The 21,009-nt window shown below is 57.9% G+C and carries 19 protein-coding genes; 18 read left to right on the top strand and 1 reads right to left on the bottom strand.

Going from position 1 to position 21,009, the window contains the following annotated elements:
• Nucleotides 1-50: 50 nt before the first annotated feature.
• The 18 genes from mnmE to BMZ46_RS29855 all read left to right on the top strand — a co-directional run bounded on the left by mnmE (nt 51) and on the right by BMZ46_RS29855 (nt 19,082).
• Nucleotides 51-1,421 carry a tRNA uridine-5-carboxymethylaminomethyl(34) synthesis GTPase MnmE gene (mnmE, locus tag BMZ46_RS17195; protein ID WP_039764968.1) on the top strand — a complete coding sequence of 457 codons (1,371 nt, stop codon included), beginning with the start codon at nt 51-53 and terminating at the stop codon, nt 1,419-1,421.
• 552 nt (nt 1,422-1,973) lie between these two features.
• Nucleotides 1,974-3,872, top strand: coding sequence for a tRNA uridine-5-carboxymethylaminomethyl(34) synthesis enzyme MnmG (gene mnmG / locus BMZ46_RS17185; protein ID WP_074689783.1), 1,899 nt, complete (start codon nt 1,974-1,976; stop codon nt 3,870-3,872).
• On the top strand, nt 3,869-4,513 hold the full coding sequence (rsmG, locus tag BMZ46_RS17180; protein WP_074689784.1) for a 16S rRNA (guanine(527)-N(7))-methyltransferase RsmG: 645 nt from the start codon (nt 3,869-3,871) through the stop codon (nt 4,511-4,513). The genes mnmG and rsmG overlap by 4 nt, the downstream gene beginning before the upstream one ends.
• An 18-nt stretch (nt 4,514-4,531) precedes the next feature.
• Nucleotides 4,532-5,329, top strand: coding sequence for a ParA family protein (locus BMZ46_RS17175; RefSeq protein ID WP_039764974.1), 798 nt, complete (start codon nt 4,532-4,534; stop codon nt 5,327-5,329).
• Between the two features lie 9 nt (nt 5,330-5,338).
• Nucleotides 5,339-6,211 carry a ParB/RepB/Spo0J family partition protein gene (locus tag BMZ46_RS17170; RefSeq protein WP_011336720.1) on the top strand — a complete coding sequence of 291 codons (873 nt, stop codon included), beginning with the start codon at nt 5,339-5,341 and terminating at the stop codon, nt 6,209-6,211.
• Nucleotides 6,212-6,359: 148 nt separating this feature from the next.
• Nucleotides 6,360-6,767: a F0F1 ATP synthase subunit I gene (locus tag BMZ46_RS17165; RefSeq protein ID WP_003229783.1), complete on the top strand. Its 408-nt coding sequence runs from the start codon at nt 6,360-6,362 to the stop codon at nt 6,765-6,767.
• Between the two features lie 16 nt (nt 6,768-6,783).
• The gene (atpB, locus tag BMZ46_RS17160) at nt 6,784-7,653 is read left to right on the top strand and encodes a F0F1 ATP synthase subunit A (protein WP_039764981.1); all 870 of its coding nucleotides are present in this window, start codon (nt 6,784-6,786) and stop codon (nt 7,651-7,653) included.
• Between the two features lie 134 nt (nt 7,654-7,787).
• A complete protein-coding gene (atpE, locus tag BMZ46_RS17155; protein ID WP_003097235.1) occupies nt 7,788-8,045 on the top strand; it encodes a F0F1 ATP synthase subunit C in 258 nt (85 codons plus the stop codon).
• 57 nt (nt 8,046-8,102) lie between these two features.
• On the top strand, nt 8,103-8,573 hold the full coding sequence (locus BMZ46_RS17150) for a F0F1 ATP synthase subunit B (RefSeq protein ID WP_007954149.1): 471 nt from the start codon (nt 8,103-8,105) through the stop codon (nt 8,571-8,573).
• A 12-nt stretch (nt 8,574-8,585) separates the two neighbouring features.
• On the top strand, nt 8,586-9,122 hold the full coding sequence (locus tag BMZ46_RS17145; protein WP_011336717.1) for a F0F1 ATP synthase subunit delta: 537 nt from the start codon (nt 8,586-8,588) through the stop codon (nt 9,120-9,122).
• Between the two features lie 21 nt (nt 9,123-9,143).
• Nucleotides 9,144-10,688, top strand: coding sequence for a F0F1 ATP synthase subunit alpha (gene atpA / locus BMZ46_RS17140; protein ID WP_039764983.1), 1,545 nt, complete (start codon nt 9,144-9,146; stop codon nt 10,686-10,688).
• A 50-nt stretch (nt 10,689-10,738) separates the two neighbouring features.
• Complete coding sequence (atpG, locus tag BMZ46_RS17135) at nt 10,739-11,599, top strand: F0F1 ATP synthase subunit gamma (protein ID WP_007954161.1); 861 nt, start codon at nt 10,739-10,741, stop codon at nt 11,597-11,599.
• 27 nt (nt 11,600-11,626) lie between these two features.
• Nucleotides 11,627-13,003 (top strand): F0F1 ATP synthase subunit beta, encoded by a 1,377-nt coding sequence (gene atpD, locus BMZ46_RS17130; RefSeq protein ID WP_007954162.1) that lies wholly within the window; start codon nt 11,627-11,629, stop codon nt 13,001-13,003.
• Between the two features lie 45 nt (nt 13,004-13,048).
• Nucleotides 13,049-13,474, top strand: coding sequence for a F0F1 ATP synthase subunit epsilon (locus BMZ46_RS17125; protein WP_007954164.1), 426 nt, complete (start codon nt 13,049-13,051; stop codon nt 13,472-13,474).
• A 118-nt stretch (nt 13,475-13,592) separates the two neighbouring features.
• On the top strand, nt 13,593-14,960 hold the full coding sequence (glmU, locus tag BMZ46_RS17120) for a bifunctional UDP-N-acetylglucosamine diphosphorylase/glucosamine-1-phosphate N-acetyltransferase GlmU (RefSeq protein ID WP_074689785.1): 1,368 nt from the start codon (nt 13,593-13,595) through the stop codon (nt 14,958-14,960).
• Nucleotides 14,961-15,088: 128 nt separating this feature from the next.
• A complete protein-coding gene (locus tag BMZ46_RS17115) occupies nt 15,089-15,865 on the top strand; it encodes a DeoR/GlpR family DNA-binding transcription regulator (RefSeq protein WP_039764989.1) in 777 nt (258 codons plus the stop codon).
• Between the two features lie 2 nt (nt 15,866-15,867).
• The gene (gene glmS, locus BMZ46_RS17110; RefSeq protein WP_074689786.1) at nt 15,868-17,700 is read left to right on the top strand and encodes a glutamine--fructose-6-phosphate transaminase (isomerizing); all 1,833 of its coding nucleotides are present in this window, start codon (nt 15,868-15,870) and stop codon (nt 17,698-17,700) included.
• A 239-nt stretch (nt 17,701-17,939) separates the two neighbouring features.
• Nucleotides 17,940-19,082 (top strand): TniQ family protein, encoded by a 1,143-nt coding sequence (locus BMZ46_RS29855; protein WP_074689787.1) that lies wholly within the window; start codon nt 17,940-17,942, stop codon nt 19,080-19,082.
• A 557-nt stretch (nt 19,083-19,639) separates the two neighbouring features.
• Here the strand turns inward: BMZ46_RS29855 and BMZ46_RS17100 are convergent.
• A complete protein-coding gene (locus BMZ46_RS17100; protein WP_074689788.1) occupies nt 19,640-20,980 on the bottom strand; it encodes an NtaA/DmoA family FMN-dependent monooxygenase in 1,341 nt (446 codons plus the stop codon).
• Nucleotides 20,981-21,009 lie beyond the last annotated feature (29 nt).

Here is a 21,009-nt window from a genome sequence, read left to right as displayed (position 1 = left end):
CCCCTAGTGGGGCGTTTTGCTATCTGCCATTTTTGTCTGGATACCGGTTTATGAGCGCACCTCGTGAAACCATCGCAGCCGTCGCTACCGCCCAGGGCCGTGGCGGCGTGGGCATCGTTCGAATTTCCGGGCCGCTGGCCAGTGTTGCGGCCAAAGCCATCAGCGGCCGTGAACTGAAACCACGGTTTGCCCACTACGGCCCGTTCTTCAGTGACGACCAACAGGTGCTGGATGAAGGTCTGGCGCTGTATTTCCCCGGGCCGAACTCGTTCACCGGCGAAGATGTACTGGAACTGCAGGGCCACGGTGGCCCGATCGTCCTCGACATGTTGCTCAAGCGTTGTCTGGAACTGGGCTGCCGTCTGGCCCGTCCCGGAGAATTCAGCGAACGCGCCTTCCTCAATGACAAACTCGACCTTGCTCAGGCCGAGGCCATCGCCGACCTGATCGAAGCCAGTTCTGCACAGGCCGCGCGCAACGCCTTGCGCTCCTTGCAAGGTGCATTTTCCCAACGTGTGCATAACCTCACCGAACAGCTGATCGGCCTGCGGATCTATGTAGAAGCGGCTATCGACTTCCCGGAAGAAGAAATCGATTTTCTCGCCGATGGCCACGTGCTGAGCATGCTCGACAAGGTTCGTAACGAGTTATCCACCGTATTGCGCGAAGCCGGGCAGGGCGCGTTGCTGCGGGACGGTATGACCGTGGTGATCGCCGGTCGTCCGAATGCCGGTAAATCCAGCCTGCTGAATGCGCTGGCCGGTCGTGAAGCCGCGATCGTGACCGAAATCGCCGGCACCACTCGGGATATCTTGCGCGAACATATCCACATCGACGGCATGCCGCTGCACGTTGTGGACACCGCCGGTCTGCGCGATACCGATGACCATGTGGAAAAAATCGGCGTTGAACGAGCATTGAAAGCCATTGGCGAGGCTGACCGAGTGCTGCTGGTAGTCGACGCCACTGCGCCAGAGGCCGCCGATCCGTTCGCCTTGTGGCCGGAATTCCTCGAAACCCGGCCGGATCCGGCGAAGGTCACATTGATCCGCAACAAAGCCGATCTGACTGGCGAAGCCATTGCCCTGGAAGTCAGTGACGATGGCCATGTGACGATCAGCCTGAGCGCCAAATCTGCGGGAGAAGGTCTGGATCTGCTGCGTGATCACCTCAAAGCCTGCATGGGTTACGAGCAAACTTCGGAAAGCAGCTTCAGCGCACGACGCCGGCACCTGGAAGCCTTGCGTCATGCCAGTGATGCCCTGGAACATGGACGTGCCCAGCTGACGTTGGCGGGTGCTGGTGAACTGCTGGCCGAAGACCTGCGTCAGGCCCAGCAGTCCCTTGGGGAAATCACCGGAGCGTTCAGCTCGGATGATCTGCTGGGACGGATCTTTTCCAGCTTCTGCATCGGTAAATAAGCCTTCCGTTGTCCACAGACAGGTCCGTTTGCGACCTGTCTGTTCTCCCTCCCTCGTATTTCCTTCCTCCAGTGCCGGACAGATTCCTGTTCCTGAGCGGATTTTCTGTGTCCGCGATTCCTTCATTCACCCGATTTCTGTGGATTAAGCCCTGTGAATAACTGCCACTGAGGGCAGTTGATAACAGGACCTGAAAGCTGAACATAACTACCTCTGTGGATAACCTACCCTTTCATCCACAGGCTTACACCGGTTATCCAACGGCCTCATGGCGACATGGCCACAGGGTTTTGAATCTCTGTACACATTGAAAATAAAGGCCTGTGTAAATCTATCCACAGAAATCATGGGCAGTAAGAATAAGCTTTAAAACAAAGGTTTTATAAATTTCTCTCTTTTTTATTCTTTTAACCGCGAGTTCTCCACAGCTGGTTAAATTTTGTGCAAAGGGTTCTTTAGGAAGGGCGAAGTCCCTATACTTGCCGACCAGGTCCAGAAACCTGATCTCAAACTATTCCTGAATTACCTACTTAAGCAGGCACGAGGTGCGTGGTGGATTTCCCTTCCCGTTTTGAAGTGATCGTCATCGGCGGCGGTCATGCCGGTACCGAGGCAGCACTGGCCTCAGCACGCATGGGTGCAAAAACCCTTCTGCTGACGCACAACGTGGAAACCCTCGGTGCCATGAGTTGCAACCCGGCTATCGGTGGCATCGGCAAAAGCCATCTGGTCAAGGAAATCGACGCCCTCGGCGGCGCGATGGCCATGGCCACCGATCTGGGCGGTATCCAGTTTCGCGTGTTGAACAGCCGCAAAGGCCCGGCCGTACGGGCGACCCGTGCGCAAGCCGACCGGATTTTGTACAAAGCCGCTGTCCGCGAAATACTGGAAAACCAGCCGAACCTGTGGATATTTCAACAAGCCGCTGACGACCTGATCGTCGAGCAGGAACAGGTACGCGGTGTCGTCACGCAAATGGGTCTGCGTTTCTTCGCCGATTCCGTGGTTTTGACCACCGGTACGTTCCTGGGCGGACTTATCCACATCGGCTTGCAGAATTTTTCCGGTGGTCGCGCCGGTGATCCACCATCGATCGCCCTGGCGCATCGTCTGCGTGAATTGCCGCTGCGTGTCGGTCGCCTGAAAACCGGTACGCCACCACGTATCGACGGCAAGTCTGTGGATTTCTCGGTGATGACCGAGCAGCCAGGCGATACGCCGATCCCGGTGATGTCGTTCATGGGCAACAAGGAACAACATCCACGGCAAGTCAGTTGCTGGATTACCCACACCAACGCCCGCACTCACGAAATCATTGCCGCGAACCTCGATCGCTCGCCGATGTATTCCGCTGCAGGCGAAATCGAAGGCATTGGTCCGCGTTATTGCCCGTCGATCGAAGACAAGATTCACCGATTTGCCGACAAGGAAAGCCATCAGGTGTTCATCGAGCCGGAAGGCCTGACCACCCATGAGCTTTATCCGAACGGGATATCCACAAGCTTGCCGTTCGACGTGCAATTGCAGATCGTGCAATCGATCCGCGGCATGGAAAATGCGCACATCGTGCGTCCGGGTTATGCGATCGAGTACGACTATTTCGATCCGCGCGACCTGAAGTACAGCCTGGAAACCAAAGTCATCGGCGGCCTGTTCTTCGCTGGCCAGATCAACGGCACCACCGGTTACGAAGAAGCCGGTGCGCAGGGTTTGCTCGCCGGTGCCAACGCCGCATTGCGTGCGAAAGGCAAAGAAGCCTGGTGCCCGCGTCGCGACGAAGCCTACATTGGGGTATTGGTCGACGACCTGATCACCCTCGGTACCCAAGAGCCGTACCGCATGTTCACTTCCCGTGCCGAGTACCGCCTGATCCTGCGTGAGGACAACGCCGACCTGCGTCTGACCGAAAAAGGTCGCGAACTGGGCCTGGTCGATGACGCGCGCTGGGCAGCGTTCTGCAAGAAACGCGAAAGCATCGAAATCGAAGAGCAACGCCTGAAAAGCACCTGGGTTCGCCCGGGCACCGCGCAGGGCGATGCGATTGCCGACAAATTCGGCACGCCGCTGACTCACGAATACAACTTGCTCAATCTCTTGAGCCGTCCGGAAATCGACTACGCTGGTCTGGTCGAAGTGACCGGGCAGGGCGCCGAAGATCCACAGGTCGCCGAACAGGTCGAGATCAAGACCAAGTACGCCGGTTACATCGATCGCCAACAGGACGAAATCGCCCGTCTGCGTGCCAGTGAAGACACGAAACTGCCTGTGGATATCGATTACACCAACATTTCCGGTCTCTCCAAGGAGATCCAGAGCAAGCTGGGTGCCACGCGTCCCGAGACGCTGGGCCAGGCTTCGCGGATCCCCGGTGTGACCCCGGCAGCGATCTCGCTGTTGATGATTCATTTGAAAAAACGCGGCGCGGGCCGTCAGTTGGAGCAAAGCGCTTGAGTTCTAAGGTCACTTCGCAACACGCCGAAGAGTTATCCACAGGAGCCAGCGAGCTCGGTGTCAATCTCACTGAAACCCAGCACGAACTGCTGCTGGGTTATCTGGCCCTGTTGATCAAATGGAACCAGGCCTACAACCTGACTGCCGTTCGCGATCCGGACGAAATGGTTTCCCGTCATTTGCTCGATAGCCTGAGCGTGATGTCGTTCATCGAAAATGGGCGCTGGCTGGATGTCGGCAGCGGCGGCGGTATGCCGGGGATCCCTCTGGCGATCCTGTATCCGGACTCGCAGGTGACCTGTCTGGACAGCAACGGCAAGAAAACCCGCTTCCTGACCCAGGTCAAACTCGAACTCAAACTGGATAACCTGCAAGTTATCCACAGTCGCGTCGAAGCCTTCCAGCCTGCACAGCCGTTCAACGGGATCATTTCCCGGGCGTTCAGCAGCATGGAGAACTTCACCAACTGGACTCGCCACCTCGGCGACGCCGATACGCGCTGGCTGGCAATGAAGGGCGTCCATCCGGCGGATGAGCTGGTAGCATTGCCGGCAGACTTCAAACTCGATAGCGAACACGCCCTGGCCGTACCCGGTTGCCAAGGCCAACGCCATCTGCTGATACTGCGCCGCACGGCATGATTGGGAACACAAGCAAGAATGGCTAAGGTATTCGCGATAGCGAACCAGAAGGGTGGTGTGGGCAAGACCACCACCTGCATCAACCTCGCAGCATCCCTGGTCGCGACCAAGCGCCGGGTGCTGTTGATCGATCTCGATCCACAGGGCAACGCCACCATGGGTAGCGGTGTGGATAAGCATGGCCTGGAAAACTCGGTCTATGACCTGCTGATCGGCGAATGCGATCTGGCCCAGGCAATGCACTACTCCGAACATGGCGGCTATCAACTGCTGCCGGCCAACCGTGACCTGACGGCGGCCGAAGTGGTGTTGCTGGAAATGCAGATGAAAGAAAGCCGTCTGCGCAGCGCGCTGGCGCCGATCCGCGAGAACTACGATTACATTCTGATCGACTGCCCGCCGTCACTGTCGATGCTCACGCTGAACGCACTGGTCGCCGCTGACGGGGTCATTATCCCCATGCAGTGCGAGTACTTTGCGCTCGAAGGTCTGAGCGACCTTGTGGATAACATCAAGCGCATCGCTGAACTGCTGAACCCGAACCTGAAAGTCGAAGGCCTGTTGCGGACCATGTACGACCCGCGTCTGAGCCTGATGAACGACGTTTCAGCCCAGCTCAAGGAACACTTCGGCGATCAACTGTACGACACGGTGATCCCGCGCAACATTCGTCTGGCCGAAGCACCGAGCTACGGCATGCCGGCGCTGGCCTACGACAAGCAATCGCGTGGCGCGCTGGCCTATCTGGCCCTGGCGGGCGAGATGGTTCGCCGTCAGCGCAAAAATTCACGCACCGCCGCTGCCCAGCCAACTTAAGGAATCCCCATGGCCGTCAAGAAACGAGGTCTCGGACGAGGACTGGATGCGCTGTTGAGCGGTCCGACTGTCAGCTCGCTGGAAGAACAAGCGGCGCAGGCTGACAGCCGCGAGTTGCAGCACCTGCCGCTGGACCTGCTGCAGCGCGGCAAGTATCAGCCACGCCGGGACATGGATCCGCAGGCGCTGGAAGAGCTGGCGCAGTCGATCAAGGCCCAGGGCGTGATGCAGCCGATCGTGGTTCGCCCGATTGGTGGTGGTCGTTTTGAAATCATTGCCGGCGAGCGTCGCTGGCGCGCGAGTCAACAAGCCGGGCAGGAAACCATCCCGGCGATGGTGCGCGATGTGCCGGATGAAACGGCAATCGCCATTGCGCTGATCGAGAACATCCAGCGCGAAGACCTGAACCCGATCGAAGAGGCGGTAGCCCTGCAGCGCTTGCAGCAGGAATTCCAGCTCACTCAGCAACAGGTGGCCGAGGCTGTGGGTAAGTCCCGCGTCACCGTGGCCAACCTGTTGCGCCTGATTGCGCTGCCGGAAGTCATCAAGACCATGTTGTCCCATGGCGACCTGGAGATGGGTCATGCCCGTGCATTGCTCGGTCTGCCGGACAATCAGCAGGTGGAAGGGGCGCGACATGTTGTCGCACGCGGTCTTACCGTGCGCCAAACTGAGGCACTGGTTCGCCAATGGTTGAGTGGCAAACCGGAGCCGGTAGAGCCTGCCAAACCTGACCCGGATATCGCCCGCCTCGAACAGCGTCTGGCCGAGCGCCTGGGCTCTGCGGTGCAGATCCGCCACGGGAAGAAGGGCAAGGGTCAGCTGGTGATCGGATACAACTCCCTCGATGAGCTTCAAGGTGTGCTCGCACACATCCGCTGAAACAATTCCTCTTGTAGCGCGCAGTCGGAAATCACTACCTGACAGTTGAATAGGGGCAGAACCGCCCCTATACTCTGCGCGCATTTTGTCGGCACAAATTATGCCAAGTTATTGAATTTCGGCAGCCGACCATTGGAGAGCAATAGTGATGGAAACCCGCAAGCCAAACCGCCTGCCGTTCCATCGCCTGGCGGTTTTTCCGGTGTTAATGGCTCAATTTGTCATTTTGCTCATTGCCGCTTTGGCGCTCTGGCAATGGCACGGAGTCGTTGCCGGATACTCGGGACTTTGCGGAGGCCTGATAGCCTTGCTGCCCAATGTTTATTTCGCTCACAAGGCATTTCGGTTTTCCGGCGCCCGAGCAGCCCAGTCCATCGTCCGGTCTTTCTATGCCGGCGAGGCAGGCAAACTGATTTTGACGGCAGTGCTGTTTGCACTGGTGTTTGCAGGTGTGAAGCCACTGGCGCCGATCGCTGTATTCGGCGCCTTCGTGCTGACTCAGTCGGTCAGCTGGTTCGCTCCCCTGCTGATGAGAACAAGACTTTCGAGACCTTAGGGCGTTTGAGGCAACCATGGCAGAAACAACCGCTTCGGGCTATATCCAGCACCACTTGCAGAACCTGACCTTCGGTCAGCTACCCAACGGCGGCTGGGGCTTTGCCCACACCGCAGCAGAAGCCAAGGAAATGGGCTTCTGGGCTTTCCACGTCGATACCCTCGGCTGGTCGGTCGCGCTGGGTCTGATCTTCGTCATTCTTTTCCGCATGGCGGCCAAGAAGGCGACTTCCGGTCAGCCGGGTGCACTGCAGAACTTCGTTGAAGTCCTGGTCGAATTCGTCGATGGCAGCGTGAAAGACAGCTTCCATGGCCGTAGCCCGGTGATCGCACCGCTGGCACTGACCATCTTCGTCTGGGTGTTCCTGATGAACGCCGTCGACCTGGTACCGGTCGACTGGATTCCTCAGCTGGCCATCCTGATCTCCGGCGACCACCACATCCCGTTCCGCGCCGTGTCGACTACCGACCCGAACGCGACCCTGGGCATGGCGTTCTCGGTTTTCGCACTGATCATTTTCTATAGCATCAAGGTCAAGGGCATCGGCGGTTTCATCGGCGAACTGACCCTGCACCCGTTCGGCAGCAAGAACATCTTCGTTCAGGCCCTGCTGATCCCGGTGAACTTCCTGCTGGAATTCGTGACCCTGATCGCCAAACCGATCTCTCTGGCTCTGCGTCTGTTCGGCAACATGTATGCCGGCGAGCTGGTGTTCATCCTGATCGCTGTGATGTTCGGCAGCGGCCTGCTCTGGCTCAGCGGCCTGGGCGTTGTCCTGCAGTGGGCGTGGGCTGTGTTCCACATCCTGATCATCACCCTGCAGGCGTTCATCTTCATGATGCTGACCATCGTCTACCTGTCGATGGCGCACGAAGAAAACCATTAAGACCAGTCTCGACTAGTCTGATGTCCTTCCCGGTCAAACGGGAAGGGGCTCCTCACGGGGCACCATGAAACGATTTGTTTTACCGCTTTAATCTAAAAAACCTAAACCATACGACGTAAAAGTCGGGAGGAAAGATGGAAACTGTAGTTGGTCTAACCGCTATCGCTGTTGCACTGTTGATCGGCCTGGGCGCACTGGGTACCGCAATTGGTTTCGGCCTGCTGGGCGGCAAGTTCCTGGAAGGCGCAGCGCGTCAGCCAGAAATGGTTCCAATGCTGCAAGTTAAAATGTTCATCGTTGCCGGTCTGCTCGACGCCGTAACCATGATCGGTGTTGGTATCGCTCTGTTCTTCACCTTTGCGAACCCGTTCGTTGGTCAGATCGCTGGCTAATCATTCGGATCTCCGAGTGATTTGGTGTGATGGACAACGTAACTGCGAGGTGTTGGCGTGAACATTAATGCGACCCTGATTGGCCAGTCCGTTGCGTTCCTGATTTTTGTACTGTTCTGCATGAAGTTCGTATGGCCTCCGGTCATCGCAGCTCTGCACGAACGTCAAAAGAAGATCGCTGATGGTCTGGACGCTGCCAGCCGTGCAGCTCGCGACCTGGAGTTGGCCCAAGAGAAAGCGGGTCAGCAACTGCGCGAAGCGAAAGCTCAGGCAGCTGAAATCATCGAGCAAGCCAAGAAACGCGGTAACCAGATTGTCGAAGAGGCCGTTGAAAAGGCCCGCGTCGACGCTGACCGTGTGAAGGTTCAGGCTCAAGCCGAGATCGAACAGGAACTGAACAGTGTCAAAGACAAGCTGCGCGCCCAAGTGGGCTTGCTGGCTGTCGGCGGCGCCGAGAAGATCCTGGGTGCCACAATCGATCAAAACGCGCACGCAGAGCTGGTTAACCAACTGGCTGCTGAAATCTAAGCGAGGGCGATCATGGCAGAACTGACCACGTTGGCCCGACCTTACGCTAAGGCGGCCTTCGAGCACGCTCAGGCCCACCAGCAACTGGCCAATTGGTCAGCCATGCTCGGCCTGGCAGCAGCGGTGTCGCAAGACGACACCATGCAGCGCGTGCTCAAGGCCCCGCGACTGACGAGCGCAGAAAAGGCCGCCACGTTCATTGACGTGTGCGGCGACAAGTTTGATGCCAAGGCACAGAACTTCATCAATGTCGTTGCCGAAAACGACCGTCTCCCGCTTCTGCCGGAGATCGCCGCTCTTTTCGACCTGTACAAGGCCGAGCAAGAGAAATCGGTAGACGTTGAAGTGACCAGTGCTTTTGCATTGAACCAAGAACAGCAAGACAAACTCGCCAAGGTTCTCAGTGCACGACTCAACCGGGAAGTGCGCCTGCAAGTCGAGGAAGACAGCTCCCTTATCGGGGGTGTGGTCATCCGCGCCGGCGACCTGGTTATCGATGGCTCGATTCGCGGCAAAATCGCGAAACTTGCCGAAGCATTGAAATCTTGAGTTTGAAGGGGCAGCAGAGCAATGCAGCAACTCAATCCTTCCGAAATAAGTGAAATTATCAAGGGCCGCATCGAAAAGCTCGATGTGACCTCCCAAGCCCGTAACGAAGGCACTGTCGTCAGCGTATCTGACGGCATCGTGCGGATTCACGGTCTGGCCGACGTCATGTACGGCGAGATGATCGAGTTTCCGGGCGGCGTCTACGGTATGGCCCTCAACCTGGAGCAAGACTCCGTAGGTGCCGTTGTACTGGGCGCGTACACCAGTCTGGCTGAAGGCATGAGCGCCAAGTGCACCGGCCGCATCCTCGAAGTTCCGGTTGGTAAGGAACTGCTGGGTCGCGTTGTCGACGCACTGGGTAACCCTGTTGACGGCAAAGGTCCACTGGGCAACACCGAGACCGACGCGGTCGAGAAAGTTGCTCCGGGCGTGATCTGGCGTAAGTCGGTAGACCAGCCTGTACAGACTGGCTACAAGGCTGTCGATGCCATGATCCCTGTCGGCCGTGGCCAGCGTGAGCTGATCATCGGTGACCGTCAGATCGGTAAAACCGCTCTGGCGATCGACGCGATCATCAACCAGAAAGACAGCGGCATTTTCTGCGTCTACGTGGCAATCGGTCAGAAGCAATCGACCATCGCCAACGTGGTTCGCAAGCTGGAAGAAAACGGTGCACTGGCTAACACCATCATCGTTGCAGCGAGCGCCTCGGAATCTGCAGCACTGCAATTCCTGGCTCCGTACTCCGGTTGCACCATGGGTGAATTCTTCCGCGACCGCGGTGAAGACGCGCTGATCGTCTATGACGATCTGTCCAAGCAAGCAGTGGCTTACCGCCAGATTTCCCTGCTGCTGCGCCGTCCACCAGGCCGTGAAGCTTACCCAGGCGACGTGTTCTATCTCCACTCCCGTCTGCTGGAGCGTGCATCCCGCGTTTCGGAAGAGTACGTAGAGAAGTTCACCAACGGCGCAGTGACCGGCAAAACCGGTTCCCTGACCGCACTGCCGATCATCGAAACCCAGGCTGGCGACGTTTCCGCGTTCGTTCCGACCAACGTGATTTCCATCACCGACGGTCAGATCTTCCTGGAATCGGCCATGTTCAACTCGGGCATCCGCCCTGCAGTGAACGCCGGTGTTTCGGTATCCCGTGTGGGTGGTGCCGCTCAGACCAAGATCATCAAGAAGCTGTCCGGTGGTATCCGTACCGCTCTGGCTCAGTACCGTGAACTGGCGGCATTCGCCCAGTTCGCTTCTGACCTGGACGAAGCGACCCGCAAGCAACTTGAGCATGGTCAGCGCGTTACCGAGCTGATGAAGCAGAAGCAATACGCGCCAATGTCGATCGCCGACATGTCGCTGTCGCTGTATGCCGCTGAGCGTGGGTTCCTGACTGACATTGAAATCGCCAAGATCGGCAGCTTCGAACAAGCGCTGATTGCTTTCTTCAACCGCGATCACGCCGATTTGATGGCGAAGATCAACGTTAAAGGTGACTTCAATGACGAAATCGACGCTGGCCTGAAGGCTGGTATCGAGAAGTTCAAGGCCACCCAAACCTGGTAAGCCGCAGCGGGAGCCGCAAGGCTCCCGCTTGCTAACCTGATAGGTGTTACATGGCAGGCGCAAAAGAGATTCGCAGTAAGATTGCGAGCATCAAAAGCACGCAAAAAATTACCAGCGCCATGGAAAAAGTGGCGGTCAGCAAAATGCGCAAGGCACAAATGCGCATGGCTGCTAGCCGTCCTTATGCGGAGCGTATCCGCCAGGTAATTGGGCATCTGGCCAACGCCAACCCGGAATACCGCCATCCGTTCATGATCGATCGCGAAGTAAAGCGCGTCGGTTATGTCGTGGTGAGCAGTGACCGTGGTCTGTGCGGCGGCTTGAACACCAACCTGTTCAAGGCCCTGGTCAAGGACATGGCGGTAAACCGCGAAAACGGCGTCGAGATCGATCTGTGTGTCGTTGGTAGCAAGGGTGCGGCCTTTTTCCGCAACTTCGGCGGTAACGTCGTTGCAGCTATCAGCCACCTGGGTGAAGAGCCGTCGATCAATGATCTGATCGGCAGCGTCAAGGTGATGCTGGATGCCTACCTGGACGGCCGTATCGACCGCCTGTCCGTGGTATCCAACAAGTTCATCAACACCATGACGCAACAGCCTACCGTGGAGCAGTTGATTCCATTGGTGGCGACCCCGGATCAAGAACTCAAGCACCACTGGGACTACCTCTACGAACCAGACGCCAAAGAGCTGCTTGACGGCTTGATGGTGCGTTACGTGGAGTCGCAGGTGTACCAGGCGGTGGTCGAGAACAACGCGGCTGAACAGGCTGCGCGGATGATCGCGATGAAGAACGCTACCGACAACGCCGGTGATTTGATCAGCGATTTGCAGCTGATCTACAACAAGGCGCGTCAGGCTGCGATCACCCAAGAGATCTCGGAAATCGTCGGCGGCGCTGCCGCGGTTTAACGGTTCAAATATTCAGAGGATCCAGCTATGAGTAGCGGACGTATCGTTCAAATCATCGGCGCCGTTATCGACGTGGAATTTCCACGCGACAGCGTACCGAGCATCTACGACGCCTTGAAGGTTCAAGGCGCCGAAACCACTCTGGAAGTTCAGCAGCAGCTGGGCGACGGCGTGGTTCGTACCATTGCGATGGGCTCCACCGAAGGCTTGAAGCGCGGTCTGGACGTCAACAACACTGGCGCAGCCATCTCCGTACCGGTCGGTAAAGCGACTCTGGGCCGGATCATGGACGTACTGGGCAACCCGATCGACGAAGCTGGCCCGATCGGCGAAGAAGAGCGCTGGGGTATCCACCGCGCCGCTCCTTCCTTCGCTGAACAGGCCGGTGGCAACGAGCTGCTGGAAACTGGCATCAAGGTTATCGACCTGGTTTGCCCGTTCGCCAAGGGCGGTAAAGTCGGTCTGTTCGGTGGTGCCGGTGTAGGCAAGACCGTAAACATGATGGAACTGATCCGTAACATCGCCATCGAGCACAGCGGTTATTCCGTGTTCGCCGGTGTGGGTGAGCGTACTCGTGAGGGTAACGACTTCTACCACGAGATGAAGGACTCCAACGTTCTCGACAAGGTAGCCCTGGTCTACGGTCAGATGAACGAGCCACCGGGAAACCGTCTGCGTGTAGCGCTGACCGGTCTGACCATGGCCGAGAAGTTCCGTGACGAAGGTAACGACGTTCTGCTGTTCGTCGACAACATCTATCGTTACACCCTGGCCGGTACCGAAGTATCCGCACTGCTGGGCCGTATGCCTTCGGCAGTAGGTTACCAGCCGACCCTGGCTGAAGAGATGGGCGTGCTGCAAGAGCGCATCACTTCGACCAAGCAAGGTTCGATTACTTCGATCCAGGCCGTATACGTACCAGCGGACGACTTGACTGACCCGTCGCCAGCGACCACGTTTGCTCACCTGGACGCCACCGTCGTTCTGTCCCGTGACATCGCTTCCCTGGGTATCTACCCGGCGGTAGACCCACTGGACTCGACTTCGCGTCAGCTGGACCCGAACGTGATCGGCAATGATCACTACGAGACCGCTCGTGGTGTTCAGTACGTGCTGCAGCGTTACAAAGAGCTGAAGGACATCATCGCGATCCTGGGTATGGACGAGCTGTCGGAAGCCGACAAGCAGTTGGTAAACCGTGCTCGTAAGATCCAGCGCTTCTTGTCGCAGCCGTTCTTCGTGGCTGAAGTCTTCACCGGTGCTTCGGGTAAATACGTTTCCCTGAAAGACACCATTGCTGGCTTCAAAGGCATCCTCAACGGTGACTACGACCACCTGCCAGAACAAGCGTTCTACATGGTCGGCGGCATCGAAGAAGCGATCGAGAAAGCCAAGAAACTGTAATCCAGGCGCCCGGCAACGGGCGCTAATTTAGGTTGAGGCAATCAGATGGCTATGACAGTCCATTGCGACATCGTCAGCGCGGAAGGAGAAATCTTTTCCGGCCTGGTCGAGATGGTGATTGCGCACGGTGCTCTGGGTGATCTTGGTATCGCTCTGGGCCACGCGCCGCTGATCACTAATCTGAAGCCAGGTCCGATCCGCCTGATCAAGCAAGGCGGGGAAGCCGAGGTGTTCTACATCTCCGGTGGTTTCCTCGAGGTTCAGCCGAACATGGTCAAGGTGCTTGCCGATACCGTGCAACGTGCCGCCGACCTGGATGAAGCTCAGGCTCAAGCAGCTCTCAAGGCTGCCGAAGCTGCTCTGCATGAGAAGAGCGCAGATTTCGACTACGGAGCTGCGTCCGCACGTCTGGCCGAGGCTGCAGCTCAGCTGCGCACCGTCCAGCAGATCCGCAAGAAGTTTGGCGGTTGATCCGTCAGCCACTTGTTGTGCGATTGATAAAAAAGGGTAGCCTCGGCTACCCTTTTTTCTTTTCAGAATTCCCGAAACCCGGTCGCAGTTGCTGACCACCCAGGATTGGTAGCCAGTCATGTCTCTTGAAATCGTTATCCTCGCGGCCGGTCAAGGCACCCGCATGCGTTCCGCGCTGCCAAAAGTGCTGCACCCGATTGCCGGCGACTCCATGCTCGGCCATGTTATCCACAGTGCCCGTCAACTTGATCCACAACGCCTTCACGTTGTCATCGGTCACGGCGCCGATGTGGTACGCGAGCGTCTGGCTGCTGACGATCTGAATTTCGTATTGCAGGACAAGCAACTGGGGACCGGCCACGCCACGGCCCAGGCTGTTCCTTTCATCACCGCCGATACCGTACTGATTCTCTACGGCGATGTGCCGCTGATCGAAGTCGAGACCCTGCAACGTCTGCTCAAGCACGTTGTACCCGGGCAGATGGGCTTGCTCACCGTCGAGCTGGACGATCCGACCGGTTATGGCCGCATCATGCGCGATGCCGACGGCAAGGTTGTCGCCATCGTTGAACACAAGGACGCCAGCGAAGCGCAACGGGCGATCACTGAAGGCAACACCGGCATCCTGGCAGTGCCGGCCAATCGTCTGGCGGACTGGATGAGTCGCCTGTCGAACAACAACGCTCAGGGCGAGTACTACCTGACCGACGTGATCGAGATGGCGGTCAGCGATGGCCTGACCGTCGCCACCGAACAACCTCACGATCCGATGGAAGTGCAGGGCGCCAATGATCGCAAACAGCTCTCCGAGCTGGAGCGTCATTACCAGCTGCGCGCCGGTCGTCGCCTGATGGCTCAGGGTGTCACCCTGCGCGACCCGGCCCGTTTCGATGTGCGAGGCGAAGTGACCGTCGGTCGCGATGTGCTGATCGACATCAACGTGATTCTCGAAGGCAAGGTTGTCATAGAGGACGATGTGGTCATCGGCCCGAACTGCGTGATCAAGGACAGCACCCTGCGCAAAGGCGTAGTGGTCAAGGCCAACAGCCACATCGAAGGCGCGGTGCTGGGCGAAGGCAGCGATGCCGGCCCGTTTGCCCGCCTGCGTCCGGGCACTGTCCTGGAAGCCCGCGCCCATGTGGGTAACTTCGTCGAACTGAAAAACGCGCGCATGGGCGAGGGCGCCAAGGCCGGGCACCTGACTTACCTGGGCGATGCCGAGATCGGTGCACGCACCAACATCGGCGCCGGCACCATCACTTGCAACTACGATGGCGCCAACAAGTGGAAAACCGTGTTGGGCGAGGATGTGTTCATCGGTTCCAACAACTCGCTGGTGGCGCCTGTGGATATCTCTGCCGGTGCAACTACTGCAGCCGGCTCGACCATCACTCAGAATGTGGATAACGCGCAATTGGCTGTTGGCCGGGCGCGGCAGAAGAACATCGATGGCTGGAAGCGGCCTGAGAAGATCAAGAAGAGCTGAGTTATCCACAATGCTCAAATTAAAAAAGACCGCTGCCAGCGGTCTTTTTTTTGGGCACCGACTTGACGATTCGCAGCTGATAGGTTTTGATTGCTTCCGTTATCTTTCGAATCGAAACTTAATTAGCCATGTCGAAACGCAACACACCTCAGCGCCGTCACAACATTCTGTCTTTACTCAATGAGCAGGGCGAAGTGAGTGTGGATGAACTGGCCAAGCGCTTCGAAACTTCGGAAGTTACGATTCGCAAGGATCTCGCCGCTCTGGAAAGTCATGGCTTGCTGCTGCGTCGCTATGGTGGCGCGATCACCATGCCCCAGGAACTGGTGGCGGACGTCAGTCAGAACGTTTCCAAATACAAACAGGCGATTGCCCGCGCCGCCGTCACACGCATTCGCGAGCACGCCCGCATCATCATCGACAGCGGCAGCACCACCGCCGCGATGATTCCCGAACTCGGCCAGCAGCCAGGCCTGGTGGTCATGACCAACTCCCTGCACGTGGCCAACGCCCTGAGTGAACTCGAGCACGAGCCTGTGCTGCTGATGACCGGTGGCACCTGGGATCCGCACTCGGAATCCTTTCAGGGCCAGGTCGCCGAGCAGGTACTACGCTCTTACGACTTCGACCAGTTGTTTATCGGTGCCGATGGCATCGACCTGGTGCGTGGCACCACCACCTTCAATGAATTGCTCGGCCTCAGCCGGGTGATGGCGGAAGTGGCGCGGGAAGTGATCGTGATGGTCGAGGCCGACAAGATCGGCCGCAAGATTCCCAACCTGGAGCTGCCATGGAGCAGCGTCCATACCCTAATTACCGATGATCGCCTGCCCCTGGATGCGCGCGATCAGATTCAGGCTCGCGGTATCAACTTGATTTGCGCGACTGTCAGTCAGGAGAAATAAGCATGTGTGGAATTGTCGGCGCGGTAGCTGAACGTAATATCACCGCCATTCTGGTCGAAGGCCTCAAACGCCTCGAATACAGGGGCTATGACAGTGCCGGTGTTGCGGTGTACACCAATGACGGCGCTCTGGAACGCACTCGTCGTGTCGGCAAAGTCAGCGAACTCGACGCGGCGCTGGCCGAACATCCGCTGGTTGGCCGTCTCGGTATTGCCCACACCCGCTGGGCCACCCATGGTGCGCCGAGCGAGCGCAATGCTCACCCGCATTTCTCCGGTGACGTCGCTGTCGTGCACAACGGCATCATCGAAAACCATGAGGCGCTGCGTGAACAACTGAAGGCACTGGGCTACGTGTTCACCTCGGACACTGACACCGAAGTCATCGCTCACCTGCTGACTGAAAAACTCAAGACCTTGTCGGACCTGTCGGACGCTCTGAAGGCTGCGGTCAAGGAGCTGCATGGCGCTTACGGTCTGGCGGTTATCCACGCAAAGCAACCGGATCGACTGGTTGCTGCTCGCAGCGGCAGCCCGCTGGTGATCGGTCTGGGCCTGGGCGAAAACTTCCTCGCTTCCGATCAACTGGCCCTGCGTCAGGTCACCGACCGTTTCATGTACCTGGAAGAGGGCGATATCGCCGAAATCCAGCGGGATAAGGTGCAGATCTGGGACGTGACCGGCAAAGCCGTCGAGCGCCAGACCGTGCAGTACACGGATGGTGCGGAAGCCGCCGACAAAGGCGAGTTCCGTCATTACATGCTCAAGGAAATCCACGAGCAGCCGTCCGTGGTGCAGCGCACTCTGGAAGGCCGATTGAGTGCGAATCAGGTGCTGGTGCAGGCTTTCGGTCCACAAGCTGCTGAACTGTTCGCCAAAGTGCGCAACGTACAGATCGTGGCGTGTGGTACCAGCTATCACGCGGGCATGGTTGCCCGTTACTGGCTCGAAGAGCTGGCCGGGATTCCGTGCCAGGTCGAGGTCGCCAGTGAGTTCCGCTACCGCAAGGTGGTGGTGCAGCCGGACACCCTGTTCGTCACCATCTCCCAGTCCGGCGAAACCGCCGACACCCTGGCCGCCCTGCGCAACGCCAAGGAACTGGGCTTCCTCGCCAGTCTGGCGATCTGCAACGTCGGCATCAGTTCGCTGGTGCGCGAATCCGACCTGACCCTGCTGACCCAGGCTGGTCGTGAAATCGGCGTGGCCTCGACCAAGGCCTTCACTACGCAACTGGTCGGTCTGCTGCTGCTGACCCTGTCTCTGGGCCAGGTGCGCGGTACATTGGGCAAAGGCGTTGAAGCCACGCTGGTCGAAGAACTGCGTCGTCTGCCAACTCGTCTGGGCGAAGCGCTGGCGATGGACAGCACGGTGGAAAAAATCGCAGAGCTGTTCGCCGAGAAGAACCACACCCTGTTCCTGGGCCGTGGCGCGCAATTTCCGGTGGCGATGGAAGGGGCCTTGAAGCTCAAGGAAATCTCATACATCCACGCCGAAGCCTATCCTGCTGGCGAGCTGAAACACGGCCCGCTGGCGCTTGTGGATAACGACATGCCGGTGGTGACCGTCGCGCCGAACAACGAACTGCTGGAGAAGCTGAAGTCCAACCTGCAGGAAGTCCGCGCCCGCGGTGGCGAACTGATCGTGTTCGCCGACGAAAAGGCTGGGATGACCAACGGCGAAGGCACCCACGTAGTGCAGATGCCGCACATCCACGACATCCTGTCGCCGATCCTCTACACCATTCCGCTGCAACTACTGTCGTACTACGTTGCGGTGCTCAAGGGCACGGACGTGGATCAGCCGCGTAACCTGGCGAAGTCGGTGACGGTGGAGTGATGGGCTGCACAAGAGCGCGAATTTGAAGCTACGAAATAAAGTCTGTCGGAACTAAATAAAGTCTGTCGCTGGCGCCTCCGACTCCCCGGTGGAGTAACCGTAACCAGTGACGCTTTCTCCGGTGGTGTTAAAGATTAAAAACGGTCGCAGCGCTCAGGGAGCCGTTCCACGGCATCCCTCACGCAACGGTTTTTTTGGTTTGCTGCCTACTCGGCCGCAGCCAACCTCAGGTCCTTCTGATGCTTTTGCAGATCCAGCCCGATGAGTCCCTCATCTCGTTTGTGATACGAGCAATTCATATCAATCAGTACTCGCCAAAGCGCTCGCTACTCGATGATCTGACTCCTCGTAGCTCCTTCGACACTGAGCAGTTGCGCAAGATTGCTGGACTTATCGGCTGGCCAGGCTGCTATGGGTTCAACCGGTTGGTTCACAACCACACGATGTTGCCAGCGAAGCATGTTATCAAGGGCGACCAGGACATCTCCTATTCTGGACCGCTGTACGCTTCGAAGGCGTCCTGCCTAAACATGCACAGCTCTGCCTACTGCCCGGACTGCGTCAGAGAGGATCTGGAGACTCGGGGGTTTTCCTACTGGAGGCGCTACACCTACCCTGATGTGACGGTTTGCCACAAACACAACACGGTCCTTCTGGAGCGTTGCCAATTCTGCGACAGGCCCTTTTCCTATAGGGGACACAGCCTTGATGTGATGTGGAGAGGGTGTAAAGGCAGGCAACTCTGTGAAGCTCCTTCAACTCCAAATTCGGATGCGCTGGCGCTTCGACGTGCTGTGACATTCCATCGGCTATGTTCGACGCAGAAGGTCATTTCGTATCAGGCCGCTGCTCGCGCTCTGCATGAGCAGGCGGAAACCGTTTTACCAACTATGACCGGAGACGTTGCACTTCAAGTTCAGGAGCTCCAGAAGAAGTTGGGCCGCGTACTCCAGCCACCGGAGGGTGCGCCAACTGCTCTCTCACCTCACATAGCCTCATGGGAGATTGAGGGAATCTTGGAGGCGATTATCCTCGTCTACGAGTCCTGTGATGATTTCCTGATCGATGCGGCCTCGTATGATCACCAAATGCGAACTGTAGATTCGCTTTGGAATACCTATCAGGCGGCAGGACCGTTCTATCCACATTTTGTGGAGGAGGACTACCTTAGTGGGATTGGACACTGGTCTTGTCCTAATCCGAATCCTCATTCTGCGTCCGCCATCACCCGGGATGGCTTTCACACTCTACGGACGAAGGTATATCCATGCTGCAATTCTGCCCCTATCAATGGTAGCGCGAGGCGGATGAAGCCCGAACAGGTGGTGCCCTTACCAGGCATACCCAGAATCAACACGGGCACAAGTTCGACTCGCTCCTGATCCGCATGTTGTAGATGTTGTATCTTCAAACGATTAGATCAACGGCGGTGGTCTGGGTGGGTGGCCGAGCTAGTCTATGCCTATCGGCTCAACGTTAAAGACAACTGTCCTAGGACAGCCCGCAGAATACGGACAAAATCGTACTTTAAGCCAATGTACCTCTGCGCACGGAAACCCCTGATAAATGCCCGTCAGCAGCCAAATACACTGGTGGCTTACTGACAACGAAGTGCTGACGATGGTGGATTTTCGAAAAGCGGCGAACCGCCGAACAGCAGCGCCGGGTGGAGCGTGTCTTGGACGCTCCGGAGAGGTTTTTTGGACCTGTATGAGCAGCCCACTGAACTGCCCTTATTGGCCGATTGCTGCCACTCTCGAGTGACCGCTTTCGGCCAGAAGCGGACGTCGACCAGCGCCCGCTACCAACCATAGTTGCCGTTGGCAATGGGCAAGCTACGACACAAAGCAGTCCTCAGTGAAAATCAGCCCTCATCTGTAAGCCCCTCAGCCCGGCATTCATAAGAACGTGCCTACAAGGCGGTGATGTCGGCGTGCTGTTACTGTTTGTCAGTTGAGACCCGAGGATCTCTGCCCAGCTGTTCGGCGAGACCCATGTGATCGCGCAGGGTTTGCCCCTCGTATCCTTCTGTCCGCAGTCCGCGACGCTTCAGAATCGGAATGACTAGGTCGACGAACTGTTCGATACCGTCGTGTTCGTCGTCGGGGGTGAGGATGAAGCCGTCGCTCGCGTCTCTCTCCATCCACGCCTGCATCATGTCTGCTGCCTCCTCCGGAGTGCCGACGAGCCCAGGGGTCTGGTCGAGCACGCCGTGCCCAAGTATTTCCCTTAAAGTCATTCCACGTCGGGCAAGGTCGACCGCCAGTCCAGATCGCGGCATACGAGGATGAGGTCGAAGGCTCGATATTTCTGCAGGCCTAAGCGCGCGTTCGCAATCTCTCGGGTCCAGGCGGACACCAATCACTGCTGAGAGCTGCGCGAGACGGTTTTCGATCCCCGCTGCCTCTTCGAGGACCATGCGACGTTCGACGGCATCCTTCTTGGACTTTCCAAGACCGAAGGAAACAAATGACAGGAACTTGACCTCATCCGGGCTGCGGCCAACCTGCTCAGTCACGGAACGGATCGTTGCGCGCTGCGATCGTGCCACCTCTATGGTGGAGGGCATGCCTATGATGCCGTTGGCATACATCGCAGCTGCCCGTATGCCATCGCCGCTGGCGAACGGCATGAAGATCACGGGCTGCCCTTGCTCCGACGGTGGTATCTGAAGCGGCCCCCGGGAGGCGACATAACGTCCTTGCATATTGATCGGCTGGATATGCGACGTATCGGCAAACCGGCCAGTCAGCTTGTCCGGCGCACCTGCCTCTCGCTTCCAGCTTCCCCAGAGTGCCTGAGTGATCTGAATGCTCTCATGCAGGCGTTGGTATTTCGCGTCCCGGTCAGGAACCTCAAGCCCATAGTTTGCGAAAGCCTCGAGCTCGTAACTGGGGATGGCGTTCCATCCGGCGCGCCCATGGCTCATCACATCCAAAGCGCGCAGTTGTCGAGCGATGGCATACGGTTCCATGAACGAGGTCGAGGCCGAGGTGACGAGGCCGATCCGACGCGTGGCGGGAGCCACGCCGGCGAGCGTCAGGATGGATTCCATTGAAACGATCGGCGGACCCGATTCAAGGTCTCCCCAGATGAAGACACGGTCGGGATAAAACACAAAGTCCAGTCCGCCGCGTTCCGCGATCTGCGCCGAGCGAATCGCAACGTTGATGTCGGTATATGCGTCTGGCTTAGCCCAAGGCACCCGCCACGCGCCGGGGTGGACACCGTAAGGGCCCGCATAGGTCGTGCCTATCAGCATCTTTCGGGGTTGGGTCATGTGTTCACACCTATGAGAATGGTCACAAC

Origin of the sequence: Pseudomonas sp. NFIX49 (genome assembly GCF_900115915.1) — a bacterium.
Lineage (GTDB): Bacteria > Pseudomonadota > Gammaproteobacteria > Pseudomonadales > Pseudomonadaceae > Aquipseudomonas > Aquipseudomonas pharyngis.
The sequence above is the reverse complement of the archived record's forward strand: the minus strand, read 5'-3'. Positions and strand labels throughout refer to the sequence as shown.

Coding starts and splice junctions, on each gene's coding strand:
- BMZ46_RS17100 (WP_074689788.1), bottom strand. CDS start 20,980: ATGACCCAACCCCGAAAGATGCTGATAGGCACGACCTATGCGGGCCCT.
- atpE (WP_003097235.1), top strand. CDS start 7,788: ATGGAAACTGTAGTTGGTCTAACCGCTATCGCTGTTGCACTGTTGATC.
- atpG (WP_007954161.1), top strand. CDS start 10,739: ATGGCAGGCGCAAAAGAGATTCGCAGTAAGATTGCGAGCATCAAAAGC.
- BMZ46_RS29855 (WP_074689787.1), top strand. CDS start 17,940: ATGCTTTTGCAGATCCAGCCCGATGAGTCCCTCATCTCGTTTGTGATA.
- BMZ46_RS17170 (WP_011336720.1), top strand. CDS start 5,339: ATGGCCGTCAAGAAACGAGGTCTCGGACGAGGACTGGATGCGCTGTTG.
- BMZ46_RS17145 (WP_011336717.1), top strand. CDS start 8,586: ATGGCAGAACTGACCACGTTGGCCCGACCTTACGCTAAGGCGGCCTTC.
- BMZ46_RS17125 (WP_007954164.1), top strand. CDS start 13,049: ATGGCTATGACAGTCCATTGCGACATCGTCAGCGCGGAAGGAGAAATC.
- atpA (WP_039764983.1), top strand. CDS start 9,144: ATGCAGCAACTCAATCCTTCCGAAATAAGTGAAATTATCAAGGGCCGC.
- atpB (WP_039764981.1), top strand. CDS start 6,784: ATGGCAGAAACAACCGCTTCGGGCTATATCCAGCACCACTTGCAGAAC.
- BMZ46_RS17165 (WP_003229783.1), top strand. CDS start 6,360: ATGGAAACCCGCAAGCCAAACCGCCTGCCGTTCCATCGCCTGGCGGTT.
- BMZ46_RS17115 (WP_039764989.1), top strand. CDS start 15,089: ATGTCGAAACGCAACACACCTCAGCGCCGTCACAACATTCTGTCTTTA.
- mnmE (WP_039764968.1), top strand. CDS start 51: ATGAGCGCACCTCGTGAAACCATCGCAGCCGTCGCTACCGCCCAGGGC.
- glmS (WP_074689786.1), top strand. CDS start 15,868: ATGTGTGGAATTGTCGGCGCGGTAGCTGAACGTAATATCACCGCCATT.
- glmU (WP_074689785.1), top strand. CDS start 13,593: ATGTCTCTTGAAATCGTTATCCTCGCGGCCGGTCAAGGCACCCGCATG.
- BMZ46_RS17175 (WP_039764974.1), top strand. CDS start 4,532: ATGGCTAAGGTATTCGCGATAGCGAACCAGAAGGGTGGTGTGGGCAAG.
- atpD (WP_007954162.1), top strand. CDS start 11,627: ATGAGTAGCGGACGTATCGTTCAAATCATCGGCGCCGTTATCGACGTG.